The 19918-nt window shown below is 65.9% G+C and carries 18 protein-coding genes and 1 pseudogene; 14 read left to right on the forward strand and 5 right to left on the reverse strand.

Features of this window, described 5'->3' with window-relative positions:
• Nucleotides 1-81 precede the first annotated feature (81 nt).
• Together ACWJ6R_RS04140 and ACWJ6R_RS04145 are read right to left on the reverse strand one after the other, a co-directional pair.
• The gene (locus ACWJ6R_RS04140) at nt 82-1536 is read right to left on the reverse strand and encodes a WGR domain-containing protein (protein ID WP_449060904.1); all 1455 of its coding nucleotides are present in this window, start codon (nt 1534-1536) and stop codon (nt 82-84) included.
• A 68-nt stretch (nt 1537-1604) separates the two neighbouring features.
• Nucleotides 1605-2321 (reverse strand): DUF998 domain-containing protein, encoded by a 717-nt coding sequence (locus tag ACWJ6R_RS04145; protein WP_449060905.1) that lies wholly within the window; start codon nt 2319-2321, stop codon nt 1605-1607.
• A gap of 247 nt (nt 2322-2568) precedes the next feature.
• On the opposite strand from ACWJ6R_RS04145, the gene ACWJ6R_RS04150 reads away from it, so the two are divergent.
• The 9 genes from ACWJ6R_RS04150 to ACWJ6R_RS04190 all read left to right on the forward strand — a co-directional run bounded on the left by ACWJ6R_RS04150 (nt 2569) and on the right by ACWJ6R_RS04190 (nt 11768).
• Nucleotides 2569-2940 carry a MerR family transcriptional regulator gene (locus ACWJ6R_RS04150; RefSeq protein WP_449060906.1) on the forward strand — a complete coding sequence of 124 codons (372 nt, stop codon included), beginning with the start codon at nt 2569-2571 and terminating at the stop codon, nt 2938-2940.
• A gap of 228 nt (nt 2941-3168) precedes the next feature.
• Nucleotides 3169-4692, forward strand: coding sequence for a recombinase family protein (locus ACWJ6R_RS04155; RefSeq protein WP_449060907.1), 1524 nt, complete (start codon nt 3169-3171; stop codon nt 4690-4692).
• Nucleotides 4693-4813: 121 nt separating this feature from the next.
• Nucleotides 4814-5212, forward strand: coding sequence for a hypothetical protein (locus ACWJ6R_RS04160; protein WP_449060908.1), 399 nt, complete (start codon nt 4814-4816; stop codon nt 5210-5212).
• 537 nt (nt 5213-5749) lie between these two features.
• Nucleotides 5750-7048 (forward strand): phage portal protein, encoded by a 1299-nt coding sequence (locus ACWJ6R_RS04165; protein ID WP_449060909.1) that lies wholly within the window; start codon nt 5750-5752, stop codon nt 7046-7048.
• 183 nt (nt 7049-7231) lie between these two features.
• The gene (locus ACWJ6R_RS04170) at nt 7232-7786 is read left to right on the forward strand and encodes a hypothetical protein (RefSeq protein ID WP_449060910.1); all 555 of its coding nucleotides are present in this window, start codon (nt 7232-7234) and stop codon (nt 7784-7786) included.
• A gap of 24 nt (nt 7787-7810) precedes the next feature.
• Complete coding sequence (locus ACWJ6R_RS04175) at nt 7811-8668, forward strand: P22 phage major capsid protein family protein (protein ID WP_449060911.1); 858 nt, start codon at nt 7811-7813, stop codon at nt 8666-8668.
• Between the two features lie 66 nt (nt 8669-8734).
• Complete coding sequence (locus ACWJ6R_RS04180; protein ID WP_449060912.1) at nt 8735-9265, forward strand: hypothetical protein; 531 nt, start codon at nt 8735-8737, stop codon at nt 9263-9265.
• A gap of 182 nt (nt 9266-9447) precedes the next feature.
• On the forward strand, nt 9448-9630 hold the full coding sequence (locus tag ACWJ6R_RS04185) for a hypothetical protein (RefSeq protein ID WP_449060913.1): 183 nt from the start codon (nt 9448-9450) through the stop codon (nt 9628-9630).
• Nucleotides 9631-10049: 419 nt separating this feature from the next.
• Nucleotides 10050-11768, forward strand: coding sequence for a hypothetical protein (locus tag ACWJ6R_RS04190; protein WP_449060914.1), 1719 nt, complete (start codon nt 10050-10052; stop codon nt 11766-11768).
• 805 nt (nt 11769-12573) lie between these two features.
• Here ACWJ6R_RS04190 and ACWJ6R_RS04195 read toward each other — a convergent pair.
• On the reverse strand, nt 12574-12780 hold the full coding sequence (locus tag ACWJ6R_RS04195; RefSeq protein ID WP_449060915.1) for a hypothetical protein: 207 nt from the start codon (nt 12778-12780) through the stop codon (nt 12574-12576).
• A 93-nt stretch (nt 12781-12873) separates the two neighbouring features.
• On the opposite strand from ACWJ6R_RS04195, the gene ACWJ6R_RS04200 reads away from it, so the two are divergent.
• On the forward strand, nt 12874-13143 hold the full coding sequence (locus tag ACWJ6R_RS04200) for a GntR family transcriptional regulator (protein WP_449060916.1): 270 nt from the start codon (nt 12874-12876) through the stop codon (nt 13141-13143).
• Nucleotides 13144-13200: 57 nt separating this feature from the next.
• Here the strand turns inward: ACWJ6R_RS04200 and ACWJ6R_RS04205 are convergent, their stop codons facing one another.
• Nucleotides 13201-13701, reverse strand: a complete 501-nt coding sequence (locus tag ACWJ6R_RS04205) for a hypothetical protein (protein WP_449060917.1) — start codon at nt 13699-13701, stop codon at nt 13201-13203.
• Nucleotides 13702-13755: 54 nt separating this feature from the next.
• On the opposite strand from ACWJ6R_RS04205, the pseudogene ACWJ6R_RS04210 reads away from it, so the two are divergent.
• Together ACWJ6R_RS04210 and ACWJ6R_RS04215 are read left to right on the forward strand one after the other, a co-directional pair.
• Nucleotides 13756-14564, forward strand: a pseudogene (locus tag ACWJ6R_RS04210) (aldo/keto reductase).
• Nucleotides 14565-14658: 94 nt separating this feature from the next.
• Nucleotides 14659-15429, forward strand: a complete 771-nt coding sequence (locus tag ACWJ6R_RS04215; RefSeq protein ID WP_449060918.1) for a sensor histidine kinase — start codon at nt 14659-14661, stop codon at nt 15427-15429.
• A gap of 27 nt (nt 15430-15456) precedes the next feature.
• On the opposite strand, the gene ACWJ6R_RS04220 is transcribed toward ACWJ6R_RS04215, so the two are convergent.
• Nucleotides 15457-17031 (reverse strand): methyl-accepting chemotaxis protein, encoded by a 1575-nt coding sequence (locus ACWJ6R_RS04220; RefSeq protein WP_449060919.1) that lies wholly within the window; start codon nt 17029-17031, stop codon nt 15457-15459.
• A 130-nt stretch (nt 17032-17161) separates the two neighbouring features.
• Here ACWJ6R_RS04220 and ACWJ6R_RS04225 point away from each other — a divergent pair, with 130 nt between their 5' ends.
• Together ACWJ6R_RS04225 and ACWJ6R_RS04230 are read left to right on the forward strand one after the other, a co-directional pair.
• Nucleotides 17162-18022 (forward strand): ABC transporter substrate-binding protein, encoded by an 861-nt coding sequence (locus tag ACWJ6R_RS04225; protein ID WP_449060920.1) that lies wholly within the window; start codon nt 17162-17164, stop codon nt 18020-18022.
• 102 nt (nt 18023-18124) lie between these two features.
• Nucleotides 18125-19885 (forward strand): bifunctional metallophosphatase/5'-nucleotidase, encoded by a 1761-nt coding sequence (locus tag ACWJ6R_RS04230; RefSeq protein WP_449060921.1) that lies wholly within the window; start codon nt 18125-18127, stop codon nt 19883-19885.
• Nucleotides 19886-19918 lie beyond the last annotated feature (33 nt).

Here is a 19918-nt window from a genome sequence, read left to right on the forward strand (position 1 = left end):
CGGCCGGGCCCGCCCGGTACCCGGCTCCGAAGTCGCGGAGCGCCGGGGCCGCGGAGCCCTGAGAGCCCCGGCGCCGCGGGCTCAGAGCAGCCGGCGGATGTCGCCGTAGGCGCGGTAGAACCCGCCGCGCCCGGAGGAGCGGACGCCCTCGACCAGGTAGCGGGCCCCGGCCTCGCGCACGTTCTTGGGGAACTGCACGTTCCACCCGGAGTCGTAGCCCTCGCTGACCACCCGGACCCGGAGCCGTTCCCCCTCCCGGAAGCACTCCACGACCACTCCGCCGTCCACTCCGGCCGCACCCGCCGAGACGCTCTCCACGGAGACCGTCTCCAGCGCCGTCTCCGGCTCCACCGCGGCCAGCCCGGCCGCGGCCTTGACGTCCACCGGCTCGGGGACGGTGCCCGACTGCGCCGCCCTGATCGCCGCCTCGGTGGCGTCGATGCAGGCCAGGGTGCCGTCGGTGGTGACGATGTAGAGGCGGTCGTCGAGGTACTGCATCGACAGGGCCGAGCCGCAGCCCGTGCCCAGCTTCCACAGGCGCGTGCCGTCGGCGTCGAAGCAGTAGACCGACGAGTGGCTGTCCCCGGCGAAGACGTAGCGGCCGCCGGGAGCGGTGGCGCAGGAGAACACGGAGGCGTCGCAGCGGTAGACCACCTCGGTCGCGCCGTCGGACTTGCGGAGCCGGTGCACGGTGCCGTTCGAGGTGCCGGCGTAGACCGAGGCGGCCTCCTGCCAGCCGAACAGCACCGCCCCCTGGACGCCGGTCTGCCAGACGGGGGTGCCGTCGGCTGCGCCGTAGCGGGCCACGCCCGTGGAGGTGCCGTGGTAGACGGCGTCGCCGTCGCAGCGGACCATCCAGCCGGAGCCGCCGTTGCCGGTGCGCTCCCACTGGAACTCGTCCTCGTGGTCGATGGTGGTGATGCGCCCGGCCCGGTCGGACACGCCCAGCACGCCGTCGTGGATGTCGAGCCAGTAGATGTCGACGTCCGCGGCGATCTCGTAGGCCACCCGGGGCACCTTGCCGCTGAGGTCGTAGACCTTGCCGTCGTCGGCGCCCGCGTAGATCCAGAAGTCGTCGGCGACGATGCACTTGACGCCGTCGGGCAGCCGGAAGCGGCCGGTGACGGTGCCGCCGTGGGTGACGGTGTAGACGTCGCCCCGCTGGTTGCCGACCCAGCAGCGCTCGGCGTCCACGAAGATGCCGAAGGCCGAATCGCCGCTGGCGAAGCGCCACAGCACCGGCGCCTGCTTGGCGGTGGAGCGGGAGCTGACCACGCTGCGCCGGGTGACCGCCCGGGCCTGGCGGACCCCGCGGACCGCCGGGGCGTAGCCCTTGCGGACCTTCTCCCCGATCTTCTTCGCCGCGGCGGCCTCGGCCTTCTCCGCGGTGGCGAACGCCGACACCTTGGTCTGCCCGCTCTCCCCGATCCGGCCGTAGCTGATCGTCACCTGCGTCCCGTCGAGCACCACCTCGTAGAACTTGTGCGAGCCGCCGCCGTCCTCGGACAGTTCCAGGTAGGTGCTCCGCGCCGCCATGCCATGCCTCTTTCCTCGATCGTCTTTCGGCGGAGCGTAGGGCAGGCGAGTGACAAAATCATGAAAAGTCAGGAGAAGCAGTGCTGTGGGTCGTCCACCGGCGTCCGGTCGATCCGCACACCGCCCCGCTGCCGACCGGCCGCGCCGGACGGCTCGGACCGCCGGGCGGGCCCGCTCCCCAGCACCAGCCCGAGCAGCACCAGCACCGCCACCTCGGAGACGACGACCAGCCGCTGGATCGCCCCGGTCGGCACGCCCACGGGCTCGAGGCCGAGCATCCGCACCGCGTACGGCACCACCACCAGGACCAGCACCCCCAGCGAGGCCAGGCTGAGCGCCTTCACCGCCCTGGCGTACGGCCGGCCCTCGTGCCGCCGGGCCAGGATCAGACCGGCGACCGGCATCGCCAGGAAGGCCACGAAGGCGGCGTAGCGGTGGATGCCGCCGGACATCGAGAGCGGCACCCCGGGCCGGTCGGTGGGAAAGGCCCCGACCAGCAGCATGCACAACCCCCAGGCGCCGACCAGCAGCGCCGCCTTGCGGTCCTCGCCGCGGCGGGCCAGCAGCACGGCGAAGGCCGTCGCGCCCACCGCGAAGAGCGTCAGCGAGGTGGGCAGCAGCCAGCCGTCCGGCTCGAACGCGTACTCGCTGATCACGGTGTGCAGCGGGTCGAGGCCCGCGGCCATGTGCAGCCCGATCATGGACACGGCCCCGGCGCCGATCGCCACGTAGCCGAGGAGCATCGTCCGGGTCCCGGAAGTCGCTGTGCCTGTTGTTCCCGCCATGCCTCAACGATCGTGGCGAGCCAGGTCACGGACCATCCGAGATGATCCCCAAGCGTCCCTGAGCTCCCCCCGAGGAACCCCGGGAGGGGGTGGGGCGAGCACCAGGGGGATGTCCGCCGGGGAGGGCCCGTGAACTGCGCGAAGGCCGGCCGCGGTAGGGCTCGCCCCCTCAGGGTCGGCGCGCAGGCAGGGCACAAGCAGGGCGCGGCTTGACTTGGAGTGCACTCGAAGGTGCACGGTGGTGCCCATGGGCATGACGGGTATCACCATCCGGGAGGCCGCCCGGACCTCGGGGCTGAGCGCGCACACGCTGCGTTACTACGAGCGGATCGGGCTCGTCCCCGAGGTGGGACGCGACGCGGCGGGGCATCGCAGCTACACCGGCGCCGACCTCGCCTGGCTGGAGTTCCTGACGAAGCTGCGCCGTACCGGGATGCCGATCGCCGACATGTGCCGCTACGCCGAGCTCGTCCGCCGGGGACCGGAGACGGCGGCCGAGCGGCGGCGGATCCTCCAGGCGCACCGGGAACGGGTCCTGCAGCGCATCGCCCAGCTCGACGGGGACCTCGCGATCCTCGACCGCAAGATCGACATGTACTACGGGATGGAGAGCTCATGAACAAGCGACGTCTTGGCGCCGGGGGCCCGGAGGTGTCCGCGCTCGGACTCGGCTGCATGGGGATGTCGGAGTTCTACGGCGCGGCCGACGAGGCCGAGTCGGTCGCCGTCATCCACCGGGCACTGGAGCTCGGTGTGAACTTCCTCGACACCGCCGACATGCTGGATACACTCTCACGATCATGGACGTGGCCAGGCAAAACACCTGGCCGAAGAAGGAGTCCCCCCAGTGGAAGTGATCCGGCTCGTTGGCGTCATCCGCCAGTCGAAGACCCACGAAGACGCCATCAGCGAAGAGTCACAGCGAAGCGCAATCACCTTTGCCGTTGAGGCCAAGAACAACCAGAACACGGGCGTCCGATACGAGATCGTCGGATGGGCTGTAGACCTCGGCGTCTCGGCCGACAAGACCACCCCTTGGGACCGCCCCCAACTCGGCGAATGGCTCAACAATAAGACCACCGAGTTCGACGGCCTGATCTCATGGAAGCTGGATCGCGTCTGCCGATCCATTCTCGATTTCGCCCGTTTCATTCAGTGGCTTGACGACCACAAAAAGACGTACATGGCCACGGCCGACCCGATCGACCTCTCCACCCCCATCGGTCGCGCCGTCGCCCAAATCCTTGCCATCCTCGCCGAACTTGAACTGAGCAATATCAAGACGAGGAACAAGCAGACACGCAAGGCACTTAATGAGGCGGGACGATGGACCGGCGGCCGAATCCCCTACGGCCGCATGGCGGTTAAGGGGGAAGAAGGCTGGAAGCTCGTAAAGGACCCCAACACCTCCAAGCATTTCTACCGTATGTTTGAAATGGCCCTTGCCGGGGAGAGCTTCAGTTCCATTGCACTAACTTTCAACACCGAGGGAGTTCCAACCCCTCAGGACGCCCATTCCGAAAACTATGGGCGTGACGTAGAAAGACCACACCTGTGGAGCAGTTTCACTGTTGCCCAGATTCTCCGCGCACGTCACCTCATAGGCGAACGCGAGATCAACGGCAAGGTTCTCCGCAATGCGGACGGTTCCCCCGTCATCTACTGCGAGCCCTTGATCTCACATAGCGACTGGAAGCTACTTCAAGGGGCGATTGCCGAGAAGGGCCAGGAGAAGGGGAAGTATCGCAAGGACAGTTCATTGCTTCGGAAGGTCGGAAAGTGTGGAGTGTGTGGCATGCCGCTCCACATCACCCAGACCGGAGGGCAGAATAACTCCCGGCGCATCCCTCGGTATCGCTGTGCTTCCTACACCTACAAGGCCCAGGGCCGACAGGCTGAGCACTGCAAGAACCCTTCGATTTCGGCTCCCGAGCTTGACGAGATCATTGAAATCACGATTCTCAATCATGCGGGACACCTCCCTCGCCTGGAGAAGACCTTCGTGCCCGGCGAGGACCACTCGGAGGAGCTAGACCAGCTCGACGACGCCATCACGGGTATCAGGCGGGAGAGAGACCTCGGACTGTACGAGGGAGACGAAGACGGCTACATCGCTCGCCTGACATCGCTCGTGAGCAGGCGGAAGGAACTCCTCAAGCTCCCTCAGCGGCCTGCGGGATACGAGTACCGGCCCACCGGTCAGACGGTTGCCGAATACTGGGCGTCTTTGGACCGCCAGGGCCGCAACGCCTTCCTTCAGGAGACGGGAGTTCAGCTCTTCTACGACAAGAGCAGCGGAGCCTTCAACTGCGACATCAAGCTAGGAGACCTCGATCAGCTCCACAGAGTGGCCCAGGGGATGGGATCATGATCATCAACGATAGGCCGCGTACGTGAAGTTGGAAACGTACTGAGGCCTCCCGGAGTCACGTACACGTACAGGCCCCCGCAAACGCGGGGGCCTGCTTCCCTTCTGACACTTAGGAAAACAGTTGAGCCCTGAGGTACAGCCCCGGCGTCTCCTCACAGCGGAGTACGACACCAAGGTTCTCTTTGAGCGGATGCTCTTTGATGAGTTCGGGAGGGAGATCCTCCCTCACTTCGACAGGCCAGAGAACGCACGCAAGGCGCTCTTGCTGGCCCTTGCGATCGTCCGCCATGTCAATGGGGCCAGCGGGTTTGCTCACGTCGGCCTGTCTACGCTTGCACAAGACTTGGGCTACACAGGCAACGATCACGGGTTCAGAACGAGCCTGAATATCCTTCTGACCCTGGGGTTCTTCACCCAGGACGGCAACGCGAGACGGCGCCCAAGCTGCGCATGTCCCTCCCCGAACATCTACGGGAGAGGTATGAGGAGGACTTCCAAGACAGCATCGGGACAGAGTTGATCACTGTCACGGACAGGGCAGCCAAGCAGCCCACCAAGGCAGCGGAGCAAGCCCAGGGAGACGAGATCGAACCACCAGATGACTACTGGGACACTCCGGCCGACCCGTTCCGCGATCCCTTCGCATCCCTGGCGAAGGAGTAGCCCAGTTGCCCGCTACAGCGGGCACTAAGTTAGAAGACTCAAGTTGTAAGTAGGAAGTCCGAAGGACGAAGAGTGAAGTAGGGAGCTCCAAGCCTCAAGCTTGGAGCTGTCTACGGAGAAGGTCATCAGACTGACCCCGGCCTGTATGGTCCGGGGTCTTTCTGTTGCTCCGGAGGAGTTAGTTCAGACAAGAGGTCCATCGGTACCTACTGCCCGCAGCTCACGCTACGGGCTTTCGCATGTCATGACCAGCACAAACATCAGCCGGCCACCACCCCTACCCCAGTGGCCGGCGGACCAAGGAGGCCCTTTGTATTCCCCCTCTACTGCCCCGGCTTCGCCGGTTGAATGGATCGCCTACCTGGAGGGCAAGCTAGCTTCCCGACAGGGTGAGGTGCAGAAGTTCCACGACTACTACGACTCCGACGAACGCAGTCTGGCGTTCGCTCAGCGGAAGTTCCGTGAGGAGTTCGGTTACCTGTTCGCCGACTGGCGGGACAACTTCTGTGGCGTCGTGATCGACGTTGTGACCGAGCGCATGCGCGTTGATGGCTTCCGGTGGGGTGAGGAGCCCCAGGCCGACAGCAAGGCCGCCGAGATCTGGCAGCGGAACTACCTAGACGCCGAGAGCAACAGCGCCCACGCTGACGCTCTGATCTCCGGAGAGTCCTACCTGACCGTGTGGGCCGACCGGGACGGCCGGGCCACCATCACGCCCGAGTCTCCGCTTGAGATGGTCGTCCACCGCACCCCCGGCTCCCGCAGGAGCCTGGACGCGGCCCTGAAGAAGTACCGCGACGAGTGGGGTACGGAGTTCGCCACTCTGTGGACTCCCGAGACGGTGATGACCTCCCGTCGCCATCCCGGCGAACGGCAGTGGGCTGAACCAGAGTTCCACGGCAACCCTCTGGGCCTGGTGCCGGTGGTGCCGTTGACCAACAGGCCCCGGATCAGCCGCAAGAAGCCGTACAGCGAACTGAAGCCGATCATCCCGCTCCAGGACGCCATTACGAAGATTGTGGCTGATGCCTTGGTGGCATCGGAGTTCGGGGCGTATCCACAGCGACTCATTACGGGTATTCAGCTCCCTGAGGATGAAGAGGGCAACAGCGTTGCCCCTATTCAGGCCGCGGTTGACCGGCTGATGCTGTTTGAGGACCAGGACGTGAAGTGGGGACAGTTCTCCGCTGCCGACCTGGAGAACTATTCCCACCTTGTGGACATGCTTGTTCATCATCTGGCTTCCGTCTCTCGTGTTCCTCCCTTCTACTTCTCCAATGCCGGTGGCTCCCAGCGCACCGGGGAGGGTACGCAGAGCCTTGAGGCTGGGCTCATTGGCAAGGTGAAGGAGCGACAGCTTCACTTTGGGGAGGCCTGGGAGCAGGCCATGCGATACGCCTTCATGGTGGAAGGCGACTCCCGCGCCTCTGTAGTGGCCGCTGAGACGATTTGGGCCGATCCTGAGTATCGGAGTGAGGGTCAGCGCATTGACGCGCTCCTGAAGCTTCACAGCGGCCTTCAGGTGCCGCTGAGGCAGACGTGGGAGATGGCCGGGTTCACACCTCAGCAGATTGAGCGGTTCGGGGAGATGCGCCAGGAAGAGAAGGCATGGGATGCGCCTACCGCCACCGTGGAAGTCCTGAAGCCTCAGCAGGGCAACAGCGGGAATGATGCCGTGAAGAACGCAGCCTAAGCAAACGTTACTAGCTTGTAACCGAATGAGCCCGTTTTGGGGCTTCGCTACCCCCTCTATATATAAGTGGGAAGGGTATTATGGCTCCCCTTCCGTTCCATGTCGGTCAAGGCCCCCAGGACATACCTCGTGACCTGGGGGCCTTTTCCATGCCCGAAGAGCCCAAGACCAAGAGAGTCCGCAATGGATAGCCCTATCACCACCCCTGAGACCACTGCCCCCGAGACTGCCGTAACGGCATCCGGGGAGGCCGCAACGGCTGATCTGGTCACCTCTGATGTTCCCCAGTTTGAAGACGACGCTGCCCGCTGGAAGTACTACAGCCGGTTGAACGAGAGTCGTTTCAAGGAAGCCAAGCAGGAGCTTGAGGCCACTACGGCTAAGGCTACCGAGCTAGAGCAGGCCCTCTCATCTGTTCAGGAACAGCACACTCTTTCTCTCGCCTCCATCGAAATCAAGCATGCCGCCGAACGGCAAGGCATCGCTCTTGACGATGAGGCCATCTCCGCGTTGAACCTCTCGGTGTTCATTGCCGATGGACAGGTCAACGCTTCCGCAATCTCCGACTTCCTTAGTCGCTTCGGTACTGCCAAGCCTCACTTTTCGCAGGCTCTCGGCATCGGCTCCCAGGCCGGTTCAGTATCCGGCCCCGTCACCCGCGATCAGCTTAGAGGCATGAAGCCCGCTGACATCGTTCAGGCGGCCCGTGAAGGCCGCATCGAAGGCCAGAAGCACTAAGGAGATAACCCCTTAGGAAAATTCTTGTCTTTCAATATCTCCGATGGTTTTATCCCAGAAATTTGGTCGTCTCACCTTCAGACCAAGCTTGATCCGCAGTTCGTTCTCTCGTCCCCCTTCTGCGTGAATCGGGACTATGAGAACTCGATCAGCGCCCAGGGTTCCAAGGTGAAGATCCCTGTCGTTGCCGATGGCGACATTCAGGAGTACATCCCCAACACTACGAAGCTCACCTATGAGCGCGTCTCCACGAGCTTTCAGGAGCTTGTGGTGGATCAGGCCGACTCGTGGAGCATCTCGGTTGAGGATATCGAGCAGGCCCAGACCGCTTCCGGCCTCAACCTCCTGGAGGCCGGTATGGAGCGCCGGGCCGTGAAGCTGGCCGAGAAGATGGATCAGTACGTCGGTGGCCTCATCGCTGCCTCTACGGCCTCCCAGCACACGGCCACGCTTCCGACCACGTCCGCCGACTTCTGGAAGCTCGTTCTCGACATTGACGAGAAGCTGAACAATCAGAGTGTTCCGCTTTCCGGTCGATTTCTGGTCATCACTCCGAAGCTGAAGAAGGCACTCTTCGAGTCTCCCCAGTTCATTAGCGCTGACTCTCTCGGCGTTGCCGATGCCGTGACTAACGGCTTCATTGGCCGGTTCCTGGGTTATGACGTGCGGATGACCACGGCCCTTCCCAAGGCGACCGCCAGCACGTACAAGACGGAGCTGATTGCCGGTCACCCGATGGCTACTTCCGTAGCTCAGCAGCTCACTAGCATTACTCCGCTTATTCTCCAGGACAGCCACGCTAAGGCGATCCGTGGCCTGAATGTCTACGGGGCGAAGGTCATTGAGCCTAAGGCCGTTGTCTGGCTCAAGGTCTCTGCCTAATTAACCGCTCTCCCTTCAGGGGCAGGCTTTGTCGAGCCTGCCCCCTCTTCTTTGTTTAGGCCTCATATGCCCCTGATTACCATTGAAAGATTCGAGGCCGCTACAGGCGGCACTCTGGATGTCACAGAGAAGGCAAAGGCTCAGGTCCTCTTAGAGGATGTCTCCTTCCTCGTTCAGTCGTTCACCGGTAGAGACTTCCAGTGGCACCAGAACGAGACCATTACCTATTGGGGTGATGGATCGAATCAGGTTGTCTTCCCTCATGCGGTCAAGCCTGTTTTAATGGTCCATTCCGTCACCATTGACGGTTCCCCTGTAACGGATTATCAGATTACACAATACGGCCTCGCCTTAAAGCGGGCCGGCTTCTCCAAGGTGGACATAGTCTGTGACTACGGATATGAATCCGTTCCGGGTGATGTCCAAGCGGTTGTACTGGCAGAAACGCTCTACAAGTTCAACGCTGATCCTGGCATCAATCAGGAACAGGTGGGAGATCTTGTTACGGGATACTCTGCTCACATTTCAGCCCTGAGCCGGGATGCCAAGAAGGCGCTACGGAAGTACCGACCACCTTTCAAGGTGGTGAGACTCTGAGGCGAATCAAGTTTCGGAAAGGCCTGGAGACTGTAGATATCGCCTTCCCTCGCTACGTCCCCGGCGGCGAGTTCGGCGGATATTACGACTATGAGAACCCCGTCATCATGGAGACTCACCGGGTACCGGTGAAACCACTGTCAACGCGAGATTGGCAGGGAGCCACATACACCATTTCCGTGGTGAGCATCTACTTTCCCACAACAGCGCGATTCGATTATGAGCCTCCCGAACCAGAGAACACCGGACTTTTCCTGCGAATCAGGGGAATGCACTGGAGTATCGACGGCAACCCTGAAACCTGGAAGTTCGGTGGTGCTCCCCATATCAAGGTGAACGCCAAGCATGAAGGTTCGGGGCCGTAGAAGTTTTCCCACCCGTGAATTAGTTAGTTCATGCTGCTCAACAGTGCTTTCCGAAACATAGCCGCAATTCCCCAGACTCGTATTTGATTGGAGAAGCCCCCCCGGACGGGGTCGGTCCTGCTCAAACTAATGATGCTATCCCTGGGGTTGCGTGTTTTTGCAGGTCAGAATACTCAAGCAATCCCACAGAAAGGGTTCTCGACTGCACTTGCCGAGTAGATGAGCCTTTTTGAGATTGGTTGACTTGAATTTATTGACACGCGCTCTCGGGTCGCTCTAGTCTCCGGATCGCTGGCTCTGATCAACCGAATGAATTTACTCACTCGGGACTGAGAGACAGCCCAAGACAAGAGCAGCCCCAACGTGAACGGTTTGGACGACTCAGACACGTTGGGGCCACCACTCAAGGAGCGTAGTCCATGACTGCCAACGTCGCCCCTCGTCCCCAGGTCTCTCCCGTGGTCTACAGCGGTCTTCTCGGGAAGGTCGTCCGTACGATCGAGCCTCACTCTGAGGCCGACCCTGTCGGCATCCTGGGCTCTCTGCTCAGCGCGTTCAGCTCTGCCATCACCAACCTGCCTCAGGTCCACTACGGCACCCAGTCCCAGACCCTCAGCACATGGATTGTGCTGATCGGCAACACGGGCATGGGCAGGAAGGGCACGGCCACCCGTGCCGCTCTGGGCATCGTGCGGAGCGCTCTGCCTGACTGGGCGAACTCCACGATCCTGGAGGGCTGCCCGCAGAGCGGCCCTGCCTACGTCTCCACGCTTGCCGACATGAACGGCAACGCGCTGATGGTTGAGGAGGAGTTCGCTGACCTCCTGAAGGTCTCTGCCCGCTACAAGAGCTTCGGGAAGGCGATCCGCCGTAGCTGGGAAGGCGCGTCGATCAGCAACCGCACCAAGGAAGCCGTGATCCATGTGGACGCCCCGCATGTGGCGATCATCGGCAACGTGACCCCTGCTGAGTTCGGCTCCTCCATCGGCAAGGCCGACAAGGCCGGAGGTTCCCTCAACCGCTTCCTGTGCCTGTACGTCAGCCGCTCCAAGAAGATCAAGCTCTCTGAGCAGATCTCCTCTGCCCAGTGGGCTGAGCTGGTGAGGCCGCTTGTCCGGGAGTTCCGGAGTGCGGTCACGTTCGCCCGGAACGTGGAGGAGGTCACCGTCTCCAAGGCCGCCCTCACCCTGTGGGATGACAAGCTCTCCGAGATGATCGACAGCATGACTCTCGGACGGGAGAGCATGGAGCAGTTCGCCGCCCGTGCGGCTGACTACGTCTGGAGGCTCAGCGCGCTGTACGCGCTTGCCGACAGGCGAGAGGAGATCTCCACCACCGACCTTGAGGCCGCTGTGGGGCTGGTCTCCTACATGTGCGACTCGGTTACCTACCTCTCCCCTGAGGTGGCCAATGCCGGGGGCAGCACTGAGGAGAGCCTTGCTCTCCGCGTGGAGAACTTCATCAAGGCCGCTGGCGAGGAAGGCGTCACCAGCACTGTCCTTCTCCGGAAGTACGGCCGGAAGGCCGCTGAGATGAACGAGATCATCTCTGAGCTTCCCAACATCACGATGACGAAGGTTCAGCCGAACGGCGGGGGCAGGCCTGCCCTGGTCTACCGGTACGAAGTTCAGGAGCTTGAGGAGACGAACCTTCTCGACTCGGAGGAGGACGCTCCGGAGACCGTTGCTCAGGTGATCGACTCGGAGGAGCCTGCCGAGACGGCCGCCCCTGAGGTCATCCTCGTGGAGGACTTCACGCCTGAGGAGGATGCGGACTTCTGGGCGGAGACCGAAGAGGAGACCGTGATCAAGGCTCAGGTGCTTGAGGCCTCCGCTGAAGTCTCCTCCGCCGTGCGGAACCTCCGGATGCTCCTGGAGGCTCAGGAGGCCAAGGCTGAGCCGGAGGAGGTGACCAAGCCTCAGCCGACGTTCACCGGGGTTTCCGGCCTCAGGGCTCTCCTGGAGGGCACCCAGGAAGAGGAGGAGACGGCCACGGCTGCCGAGACCGCCGCTGAGCCCGTCTGGGAGGCTCAGCCGCTCGACTTCCCGGAGGTCAACGTTCACACCCTCGGGCACAAGGTGCCCGCCGTCCCTGCGGTCATCTTCCAGGCCCCGGCCGGTGAAGAGGTCGCTGCCTGACCTACTTACGGCAGAGCCCCCGGACCATGGTCCGGGGGCTCTGCCCCGTGTCAGGAGTACGTCACTTCCTGATCGGTGTACGTGATTTCCGAGACGTACAGCGGTCCCGGCCCGGCTGGTTTGGTGCCCCGGTAGGGCGCGGTCGTTCGGGTGTGGACCGGCCGGGGAAGGCTTGCCCTACCGGGGAGTCTCACTCAGCCGCTCACCGGAAGCGGAGCGGGCTGAAGGTCGTGAAGGAGCACAAGGAGTTGGGTCGCCAGTGCCTTCCCGAGGAGGTCACTGGAGAACGTCAGCTCGACCCCTTCCGCCACCGGGAAAGCCAGCGTCCCGAGCGGTTCGTACAGGTTCGCCAGGACCCCGTAAGGCCTGATGCCGGCTGTTGTGTAGACCGCTGCTGACCTGCGGAGATGTGGGCACTGCGTGATTGCCTCAGGGATGCACGTCCGACAGGTGGGCGGGGCGTTGGTGTATCCCTGATCGGCCGACCGGCCATCATCGGACAGCAGCCACCACAACCGGCCGGACTCAGGGTCATAAGCCGACCGGCCGCACACCTGGCAGCGTCCCCGGTCGATGCACTGCCACTGTCGGCGGGCGTTGACCGCCTGGAAGTTGGGACGGCCGCGCCGATGGGTGCGCTGCCGGGCACGCAGAACCCCATGCCCCCAGTCACCGGGGCGGGGCCGAGCATGCCTGAGCCGTGGTCCGCTGGGATGCTCTGCGAAGAGCACATGCTGAGGAAGTACCTCATCGGCGTAAGCGATGACGTAGGGAGCGCGAAACGGTGTGGCCACCCTGCCCGCCGTCATGCCGTCCCCTCCGTTCCCTGAGGATCGGAGGCTCTGTTCCATGCGCGAACGATCCGCTTGGCGCAGCAGGCTAGTTCCAGCTCTCGGAACGTCTCCGCCGTCGCATCGGCGGTGGCCGTCGCTGGCGTGCCGGTGAACCTGGCCTCCCATGTGCCGTCGTCTCGTTCGATCACGTCGAACTCTGGAATTGCTGAGTCGTCCATGACGGAATGCTAACTCTGCTAGACCTGCCATGTCATGGCATGGCTGCTATGGCTTACTCGCCCTGCCTTGGTTGGTAGTCCTAGCGTGGCAGCGTGATTGATCAGTTCAGCAGTGTTCCCAGGTGGAAGCAGGTACACGAGATCATCAAGAGGCGCATCGAGGATGGCACCTACGCGCCCGGTGATCGCGTTCCGTCCGTGGTGGAACTGTTGGGCGAGTTTGGCATTGCCACAGGTACCGGACAAAAAGTCCATCGCGCTCTGCGTGCCGATGGGCTGATTGTGACTGTCCCCGGTATGGGAAGCTTCGTGACCAAGCCTGAGGACCGCACTTCCAACACGCCAAGCACCGAAGGTGCATGAACTTAGATACGCAAAGACCCCCGTCCCCTTCTCAGGGCGGGGGTCTTCACGCAGGACCTACAGAAGCGTCCTGGCATACTCCAACGCTTGACGGAAGGTGTTCCGATCATGGCTTGATGCGTCGGCCCAAACCTCTCCGTCCAACGGGGCCTGTTCGGCTACTCGGCAAAGAAGCCGGGCGATTTGGGCTATGGACTCATCGGAGGCATCAACGATCTTCAAGCCGTCTCGTGAGTCGCAGATAGCTTCAAACGGAAGGTCAGGGCATAGCCGCGCTGCCTGGAGGCCTCGCCTCATCAGAGCGACGTCGGGCGTATTTGGCTCTTCCGCCATTCGGACGAGGAAGGCCGGAGGAAGGTCGAATGCCTTGGATGCGCTCTCCAGGTCCGAGGAGACGACTACCGACAGAGCAGCCTGAAGGGTGGCACCGAGGTAGACGTACGCCTCATGGATGGTGCTCCGTAGCTTCGCCAGATAGACGGCCCGGTCGAGTGGCGGCATGTCGTCCATCTGGGCAAAGATGCTGGTGAGCGGCTGACCTTCCATGCCGTGGATCATGTCAGCTAGGATGCGAGTGTATCCAGCATCCTCGACACCGCCGACATGTACGGCATGGGCCGCAACGAGGAGCTGGTCGGGCGGGCGATCGCCGGCCGCCGCGACGAAGTGGTGCTGGCCACCAAGTTCGGCATCGTCCGGAGCGCGAACCCCGCCGAGCGCACCATCGACGGCAGCCCCGAGTACGTCAGGAAGGCCTGCGACGCCTCCCTGCGCAGGCTCGGCGTCGACCGCATCGACCTGTACTACCTGCACCGCCGGGACACCCGGGTGCCGATCGAGGAGACCGTCGGCGCGATGGCCGAGCTCGTCGCCGCCGGCAAGGTCGGCCACCTCGGCCTGTCCGAGGTGAGCGCGGAGACCTGCGCAGGGCGCACGCGGTCCATCCGATCGCCGCGCTGCAGAGCGAGTACTCCCTGTTCACCCGGGGCATCGAGAAGGAGATCCTGCCGGCCGCCCGGGAGCTGGGCATCGCGCTGGTGGCCTACTCTCCGATCAGCCGGGGCCTGCTCGGCGGGACCCTGCCGCCCGCCGGGGAACTGCCCGACGACGACTTCCGCAAGCACCTCCCCCGCTTCACCGGGGAGAGCGGGGCGCGCAACGAGGCGCTCGTCGCGGAGGTCCGGAAGATCGCCGAGGAGGCGGGCTGCACTCCGGCCCAGCTCGCGCTGGCCTGGCTGCTGACCCGGGGCGAGGACGTCGTCCCGATCCCCGGCACCAAGCGGCTGCGCTACCTGGAGGAGAACGCGGCGGCGGCCGGCATCGAGCTGTCCTCGTCCCAGATCGCCGCCCTGGAGTCCGCGGTGCCCGCCGAGGCCGTGCTCGGCGACCGCTACCCCGACATGTCCTCCATCGAGAGGTGATCGCGCCGGGACGGCGGTGCGGTCACCCGGCCGCCGTCCCGTATCCGCCTCGAGGCGGATCCCGGCCGGCGTATGTCCCCTCTACCCTTTTCCCATGATCCGCCTTCGCCCTCTCGCTCTCGCCGACCGGCTGACCTCGCTGCTCGGCCGGCGGACCGCGGCGGGACGGGTCGACTCGGCGCGGCAGTGCCGGGAGCTGCTCGCCCGGGAGGCGGTGGCGGTCGAGGAACGCATCCGGATCGCCCGGGAGCTGCACGACGTCGTCGCGCACAGCGTCAGCGTGATGGTCATGCAGGCGGGGGCGGCGCGGCTGACGCTCGACCCCGCCCAGGTCGCCCAGCGCGAGGCGCTGACCGCGGTGGAGGAGACGGGACGCGAGGCGGTGGAGGAGCTGCGCCGCATGGTCGGGCTGCTGCGCACCGGACCGGACGCGGAGGGGCTCGCCCCCCAGCCCGGCCTGGCCCGGCTGGACGACCTGGTGGAGCAGGCCCGCGCGGCCGGGCTGGAGGTCGGCCTGAGCGTCGAGGGCGTGCCGGCGCCGCTCCCGATGGGCCTGGACCTGTCGGCCTACCGGATCGTCCAGGAGGCGCTCGCCAACACCCTGCGCCACGCCGGCCCGACCAGGTCGGAGGTGACGGTCGCCTACCGGCCCCGGATGCTCTGCCTGGACATCGTCGACGAGGGCCCGCGCGACGGCCGCACCCCCATCGCGGGCGGACCGGCCGGGACCGGCCACGGGCTGATCGGCATGCGCGAACGCGTCGCCCTGTTCCACGGCCGGCTGTCCGCCGGCCCCCTGCCGGAGGGCGGGTACGGCGTGCGGGTCTCCCTGCCGCTGGCCGAGCGGATGACGGTGGTCTCCTGACCGTCTCCATCCCGCTCGCCGGGAGCGTCAGCGGCGGAACCGCTCCGCGATGGCGTTGAGGCTCTCCGCCAGCCCCGCCAGCTCCGTGGCGGCCGCCTCCGTGTGGACGGCGCCGTCCCGGGTGGTGCGGGTCGCCTCGGCGAGGCTCAGGATCGATCCGGTGATGTCGTCCGAGGACCGGGAGACCACGTCGATGCCGTCGCCGATGGAGCGGGTGGCCTGGCTCTGCACCTCGATCGCGGTGGCGATGGAGCGCTGGATCTCGTCGATGCGATTGATCACCGATCCGATGCGGCCGATCGCCTCGATCGCGTTCTCGGTCCCGCCGTGCATCGCCGAGACCTTGCTCTCGATGTCCTCGGTGGCGGCGGCGGTCTCCTGGGAGAGGTCCTTCACCTCGCCGGCGACGACGGCGAATCCCCTGCCCTGCTCCCCCGCCCTGGCCGCCTCGATCGTCGCGTTCAGGGCGAGCAGGTTCGTCTGCCGCGCAATGGAGTTGATCATGTTGACCACGGCGCCGACCTCCCCGCTGGAGGCCCGCAGTCCTTCGATCGTGCGGTTCGTGGTCGCGGCCAGCTCCACCGCCTCCGCGGCGACCTCGACGGCCTCGGCGACGGCGCCGTTGATCTCGCGGATGGACTCCTGCAGGCTCCGGGCCGCCTCGTGGGTCGTGCCCACGCTCCGCCCTACCTGGTCCACGTTGGACGAGGCGCTGTGGGCCTGGTCGGCCGCGGTCCGCGCGCCTCCCGCCAGTCCCCGGCTGGTCTCCGAGAGCCTCCCCGAGGCCGAGATGAGCGCGGCGGCGTCGTCGGCGATCTCGCCGATCGCCTCGCCGACCGTGGTGACGACCTCGTTGATGCTTCCGGCGAGGTCGGCGAGCTCGTCGCCACCGCCGATGTCCGCGCGTGCGGTGAGGTCCTTGCCCGCCAGCGCCTTCATCGCGTGCACGCAGGCATCGATCCGCCGCGACACGCGGCGCGCCAGCAGTACGGCGGCGCCGCCCAGCAGCACGGCGGCCAGTCCCGCGGTGGCCAGGGTGAGGGCCTTGGCGTCGGAGGCCATCGCCTCGGCGGCCTCGGAGGACTCCTCGGCCTTCTCCGCGATCGACCGCGCCAGTTCGGGCAGCGCCTCGTCGAACCGGGCGTAGCGGCTCTCGAAATCCGGCCGCGCTTCGGCTGCGCCGACCTGTCCGGGATCACTGACGACCCGGCTGGCCAGGGTCACCACCCGCTGCCCGGCGGCGATCATCTCGTCGACCGTGCCGTCGAGCCGGGCCACCTGTGCGGCCAGCTCCGGCCGGGCGCCGACGACGTCCGACAGACCCGCGCGCAGGTTCGCCACGTGCGTGCCCAGCCGGTCCAGCACGGCCTGCCGCTCCGTGCTGTCGCGCGTGGTCAGCGCGTTGAGCACGTCGCCCCGGAACGCCACCCGAGCGCTGTCCGCCGTGCCGACGGCCCGCAGGGCCGACGCCGAGGCGCGGGCCGCGGCCTGCGCCTCCTCCAGCCGGGAGATGCCCTGATAGCCGATCAGGCCGGCCGCGGTGACCAGGAGGAACCCAGCGGCCGCCAGGGCCAGGATCTGGTGCCGGATCGTGAGTCTCATCAGTGCCTCTCCGCTCTCTCGCAGCACGGATCGGCCGGTGACCGGCGGAGCTGAGAACTAAGGTGACGCCGGTCACTGCCGATTCCCCTGTAAAGAAGCGACAGCTCCACCGAGTATCCAGGGACGTCCCATGCGCCTGACCCCATGGCTCGCGGCTCTCACCGCCGGCATCGTCCTCACCGGATGTTCCACCGGCCCGGGCGCGCAGGAGGCCGCGCGGTCCCCCGTCGCCCAGGTCTCCTCCGCACGCGCCCACGTCCCCGACGACATCCGGCGGGCGGGCGTCCTGGTGATCGGCTCCGACCTGTCCTACGCGCCGATGGAGTTCACGGAGGGCGGTGAGCAGAAGGGCTTCGACGTCGACCTGGCCCACGCCGTCGCCGCCCGGCTCGGCGTCAGGGCGGAGCTGCGGCAGACGTCCTGGGGCGACCTGCTCGGCCAGGTGGAGTCCGGTGAGGTCGACGCCGCCATGGCGTCCATCACCGACACCGCCGAACGGCAGGCCCGTGTCGACTTCGTCGACTACCTCAACGTCGGCTCGGTCGTCGTCGCGAAGGGCGCGCTGGACGGCGAGGGGATCACCGCCCTGTGCGGGCGGCGGGTCGCCGTCCCGGCGGACACCATCTACGTCGGCCTCGCCGAGGCGCAGAACGCCCGCTGCCCCGCGAGCCGGAAGATGACCGTCATCGCGGTCGGCGCGCTGGCCGACTCCAAGGAGGCGGTGCTCGCGGGCAGGGCCGACGCCTACCTGGAGGACTTCCCCCCGGCCGCGGTGGCCGTCCGGGAGAACCCCTCGCTGCGCATGTCCGGCGCGCAGATCGAGGCCGCGCCGTACGGCATCGCGGTCGGCAAGAACCGGGGCACCCTGGCCAAGGCCGTCCAGCTGGCGCTGTACGAGCTGTTCCGGGACGGCACCTACGACGAGCTGCTGGAGAAGTGGGAGATCAGCGAGGGCTCGCTCAAGACCGGCGCCGTCAACGGCGGCGCGTGAGCCCGGGGCGCCCGGACCGGTGGCGGGCCTCCGTCCGATGGCCGCTGACCGGTGAGGACATCGTGACCCCGAGGCGATCTGCGGGGATTACCCTCCGCTGACATGAAGAGTAAGAAGCTCGCCGTCGTAGGCGTGGCCACGGTGGCGGCACTGGCCGTTCCCGCGGCCGCCTCGGCGTCCTCCCCTGAGAAGTCCGTGACGGTGACCGTGATGGGCACCTCCGACCTGCACGGCAACACCCTCAACTGGGACTACTTCAAGAACGCCGAGTTCACCGACGGCAAGGGCAACCACGTCGGCCTGGCCAAGGTCTCGACCCTCGTCGACCGGGTCAGGGCCGAGCGCGGCGCCGGCCGGACCCTGCTGTTCGACTCCGGCGACACCATCCAGGGCACCCCCCTGGCGTACTACTACGCCAAGATCGAGCCGGTCAGCGAGACCGGGAGGCTCCACCCGATGGCCCGCGCGATGAACGCCATCGGCTACGACGCGGTCACCCTGGGCAACCACGAGTTCAACTACGGCCTGCCGCTGCTGGCCACCTGGGTCAGGCAGATGAAGGCCCCGGTGCTCGGCGCCAACGCCGTGCACGCCAGGAGCGGCCTGCCCGCCTACCAGCCGTTCGTCATCAAGACGATGAAGGTCAGGGGCGAGAAGCCGGTCAAGGTCGGCGTGCTCGGCCTGACCAACCCGGGCGTGGCGATCTGGGACAAGGCCAACGTCGAAGGGAAGCTGCGCTTCACCGACCTGGTCGCGAGCGCCAAGAAGTGGGTGCCGGTCATCCGCGGGCTGGGCGCCGACGTGGTCGTGGTCACCGCGCACGCGGGCGACAACGGCCTGTCGTCCTACGGCGGCGACCTGCCGATCGAGAACGCCTCCGCGCTCGTCGCCGAGCAGGTCCCGGGCGTGGACGCGGTGCTGTTCGGGCACGCCCACAACGAGGTGGCGCAGAAGTTCGTCACCAACAAGGCCACCGGCCGGCAGGTGCTGCTGTCCGAGCCGGGCAAGTGGGGCCAGCGGCTGAGCGTGCTGGACTTCACCCTCGCCAAGCAGCGCGGCCGGTGGGTGGTGACCGGCAAGTCCTCCACGCTGCTGAACACCAACGCCGTGGCCGAGGACCCGAAGATCGTCGCGCTCATGAAGGAGCAGCACGACACCACGGTCAAGTACGTCAACACGGTCGTGGCCCAGTCCAGGGAGCAGCTGTCCGCGGCGGAGTCGCCGTACAAGGACACCCCGATCCTGGACTACATTCAGAAGGTCCAGACCGAGACGGTCGCCAAGGCCCTCGAAGGCACGGCCGACGCCGCCCTGCCGGTGCTGTCGATCTCGGCGCCGTTCAGCCGGAGCGCGGTCTTCCCGGCCGGGCCGGTCAGCGTCCGCGACATGGCGGGCCTGTACATCTACGACAACACGCTGATGGCGGTGAAGCTCACCGGCTCGCAGCTCAAGGACTACCTGGAGTACTCCGCCCGGTACTTCAACCAGCTCGCGCCGGGCGCCCCGGTGGACCTGGCGGCGCTGACCAACGCCGGCGGGACCCCCGACTACAACTACGACCAGCTGGCCGGCGTCACCTACGACGTCGACGTCGCCAAGCCGGTCGGCCAGCGCATCGCCGGCCTGTCCTACCAGGGGCGGCCGGTCGCCGCCGACCAGCAGTTCGTGGTCGCGATCAACAACTACCGGCAGTCGGGCGGCGGCGGATTCCCGCACGTCACCACGGCCCCGGTGGTCTACAACGCCCAGGTGGAGATCCGCCAGGCGCTGATCGATCACGCCACCGCCACCGGCACCATCGACCCGGCGGCCTTCGCCGAGGCCAACTGGAGGCTCACCCGCGACGGCACGCCGCTCTTCTAGCGGTTCCCGCCCCGCGGAGGTGAGGGGCGGCCG

It is taken from the genome of Planomonospora algeriensis, assembly GCF_977012225.1.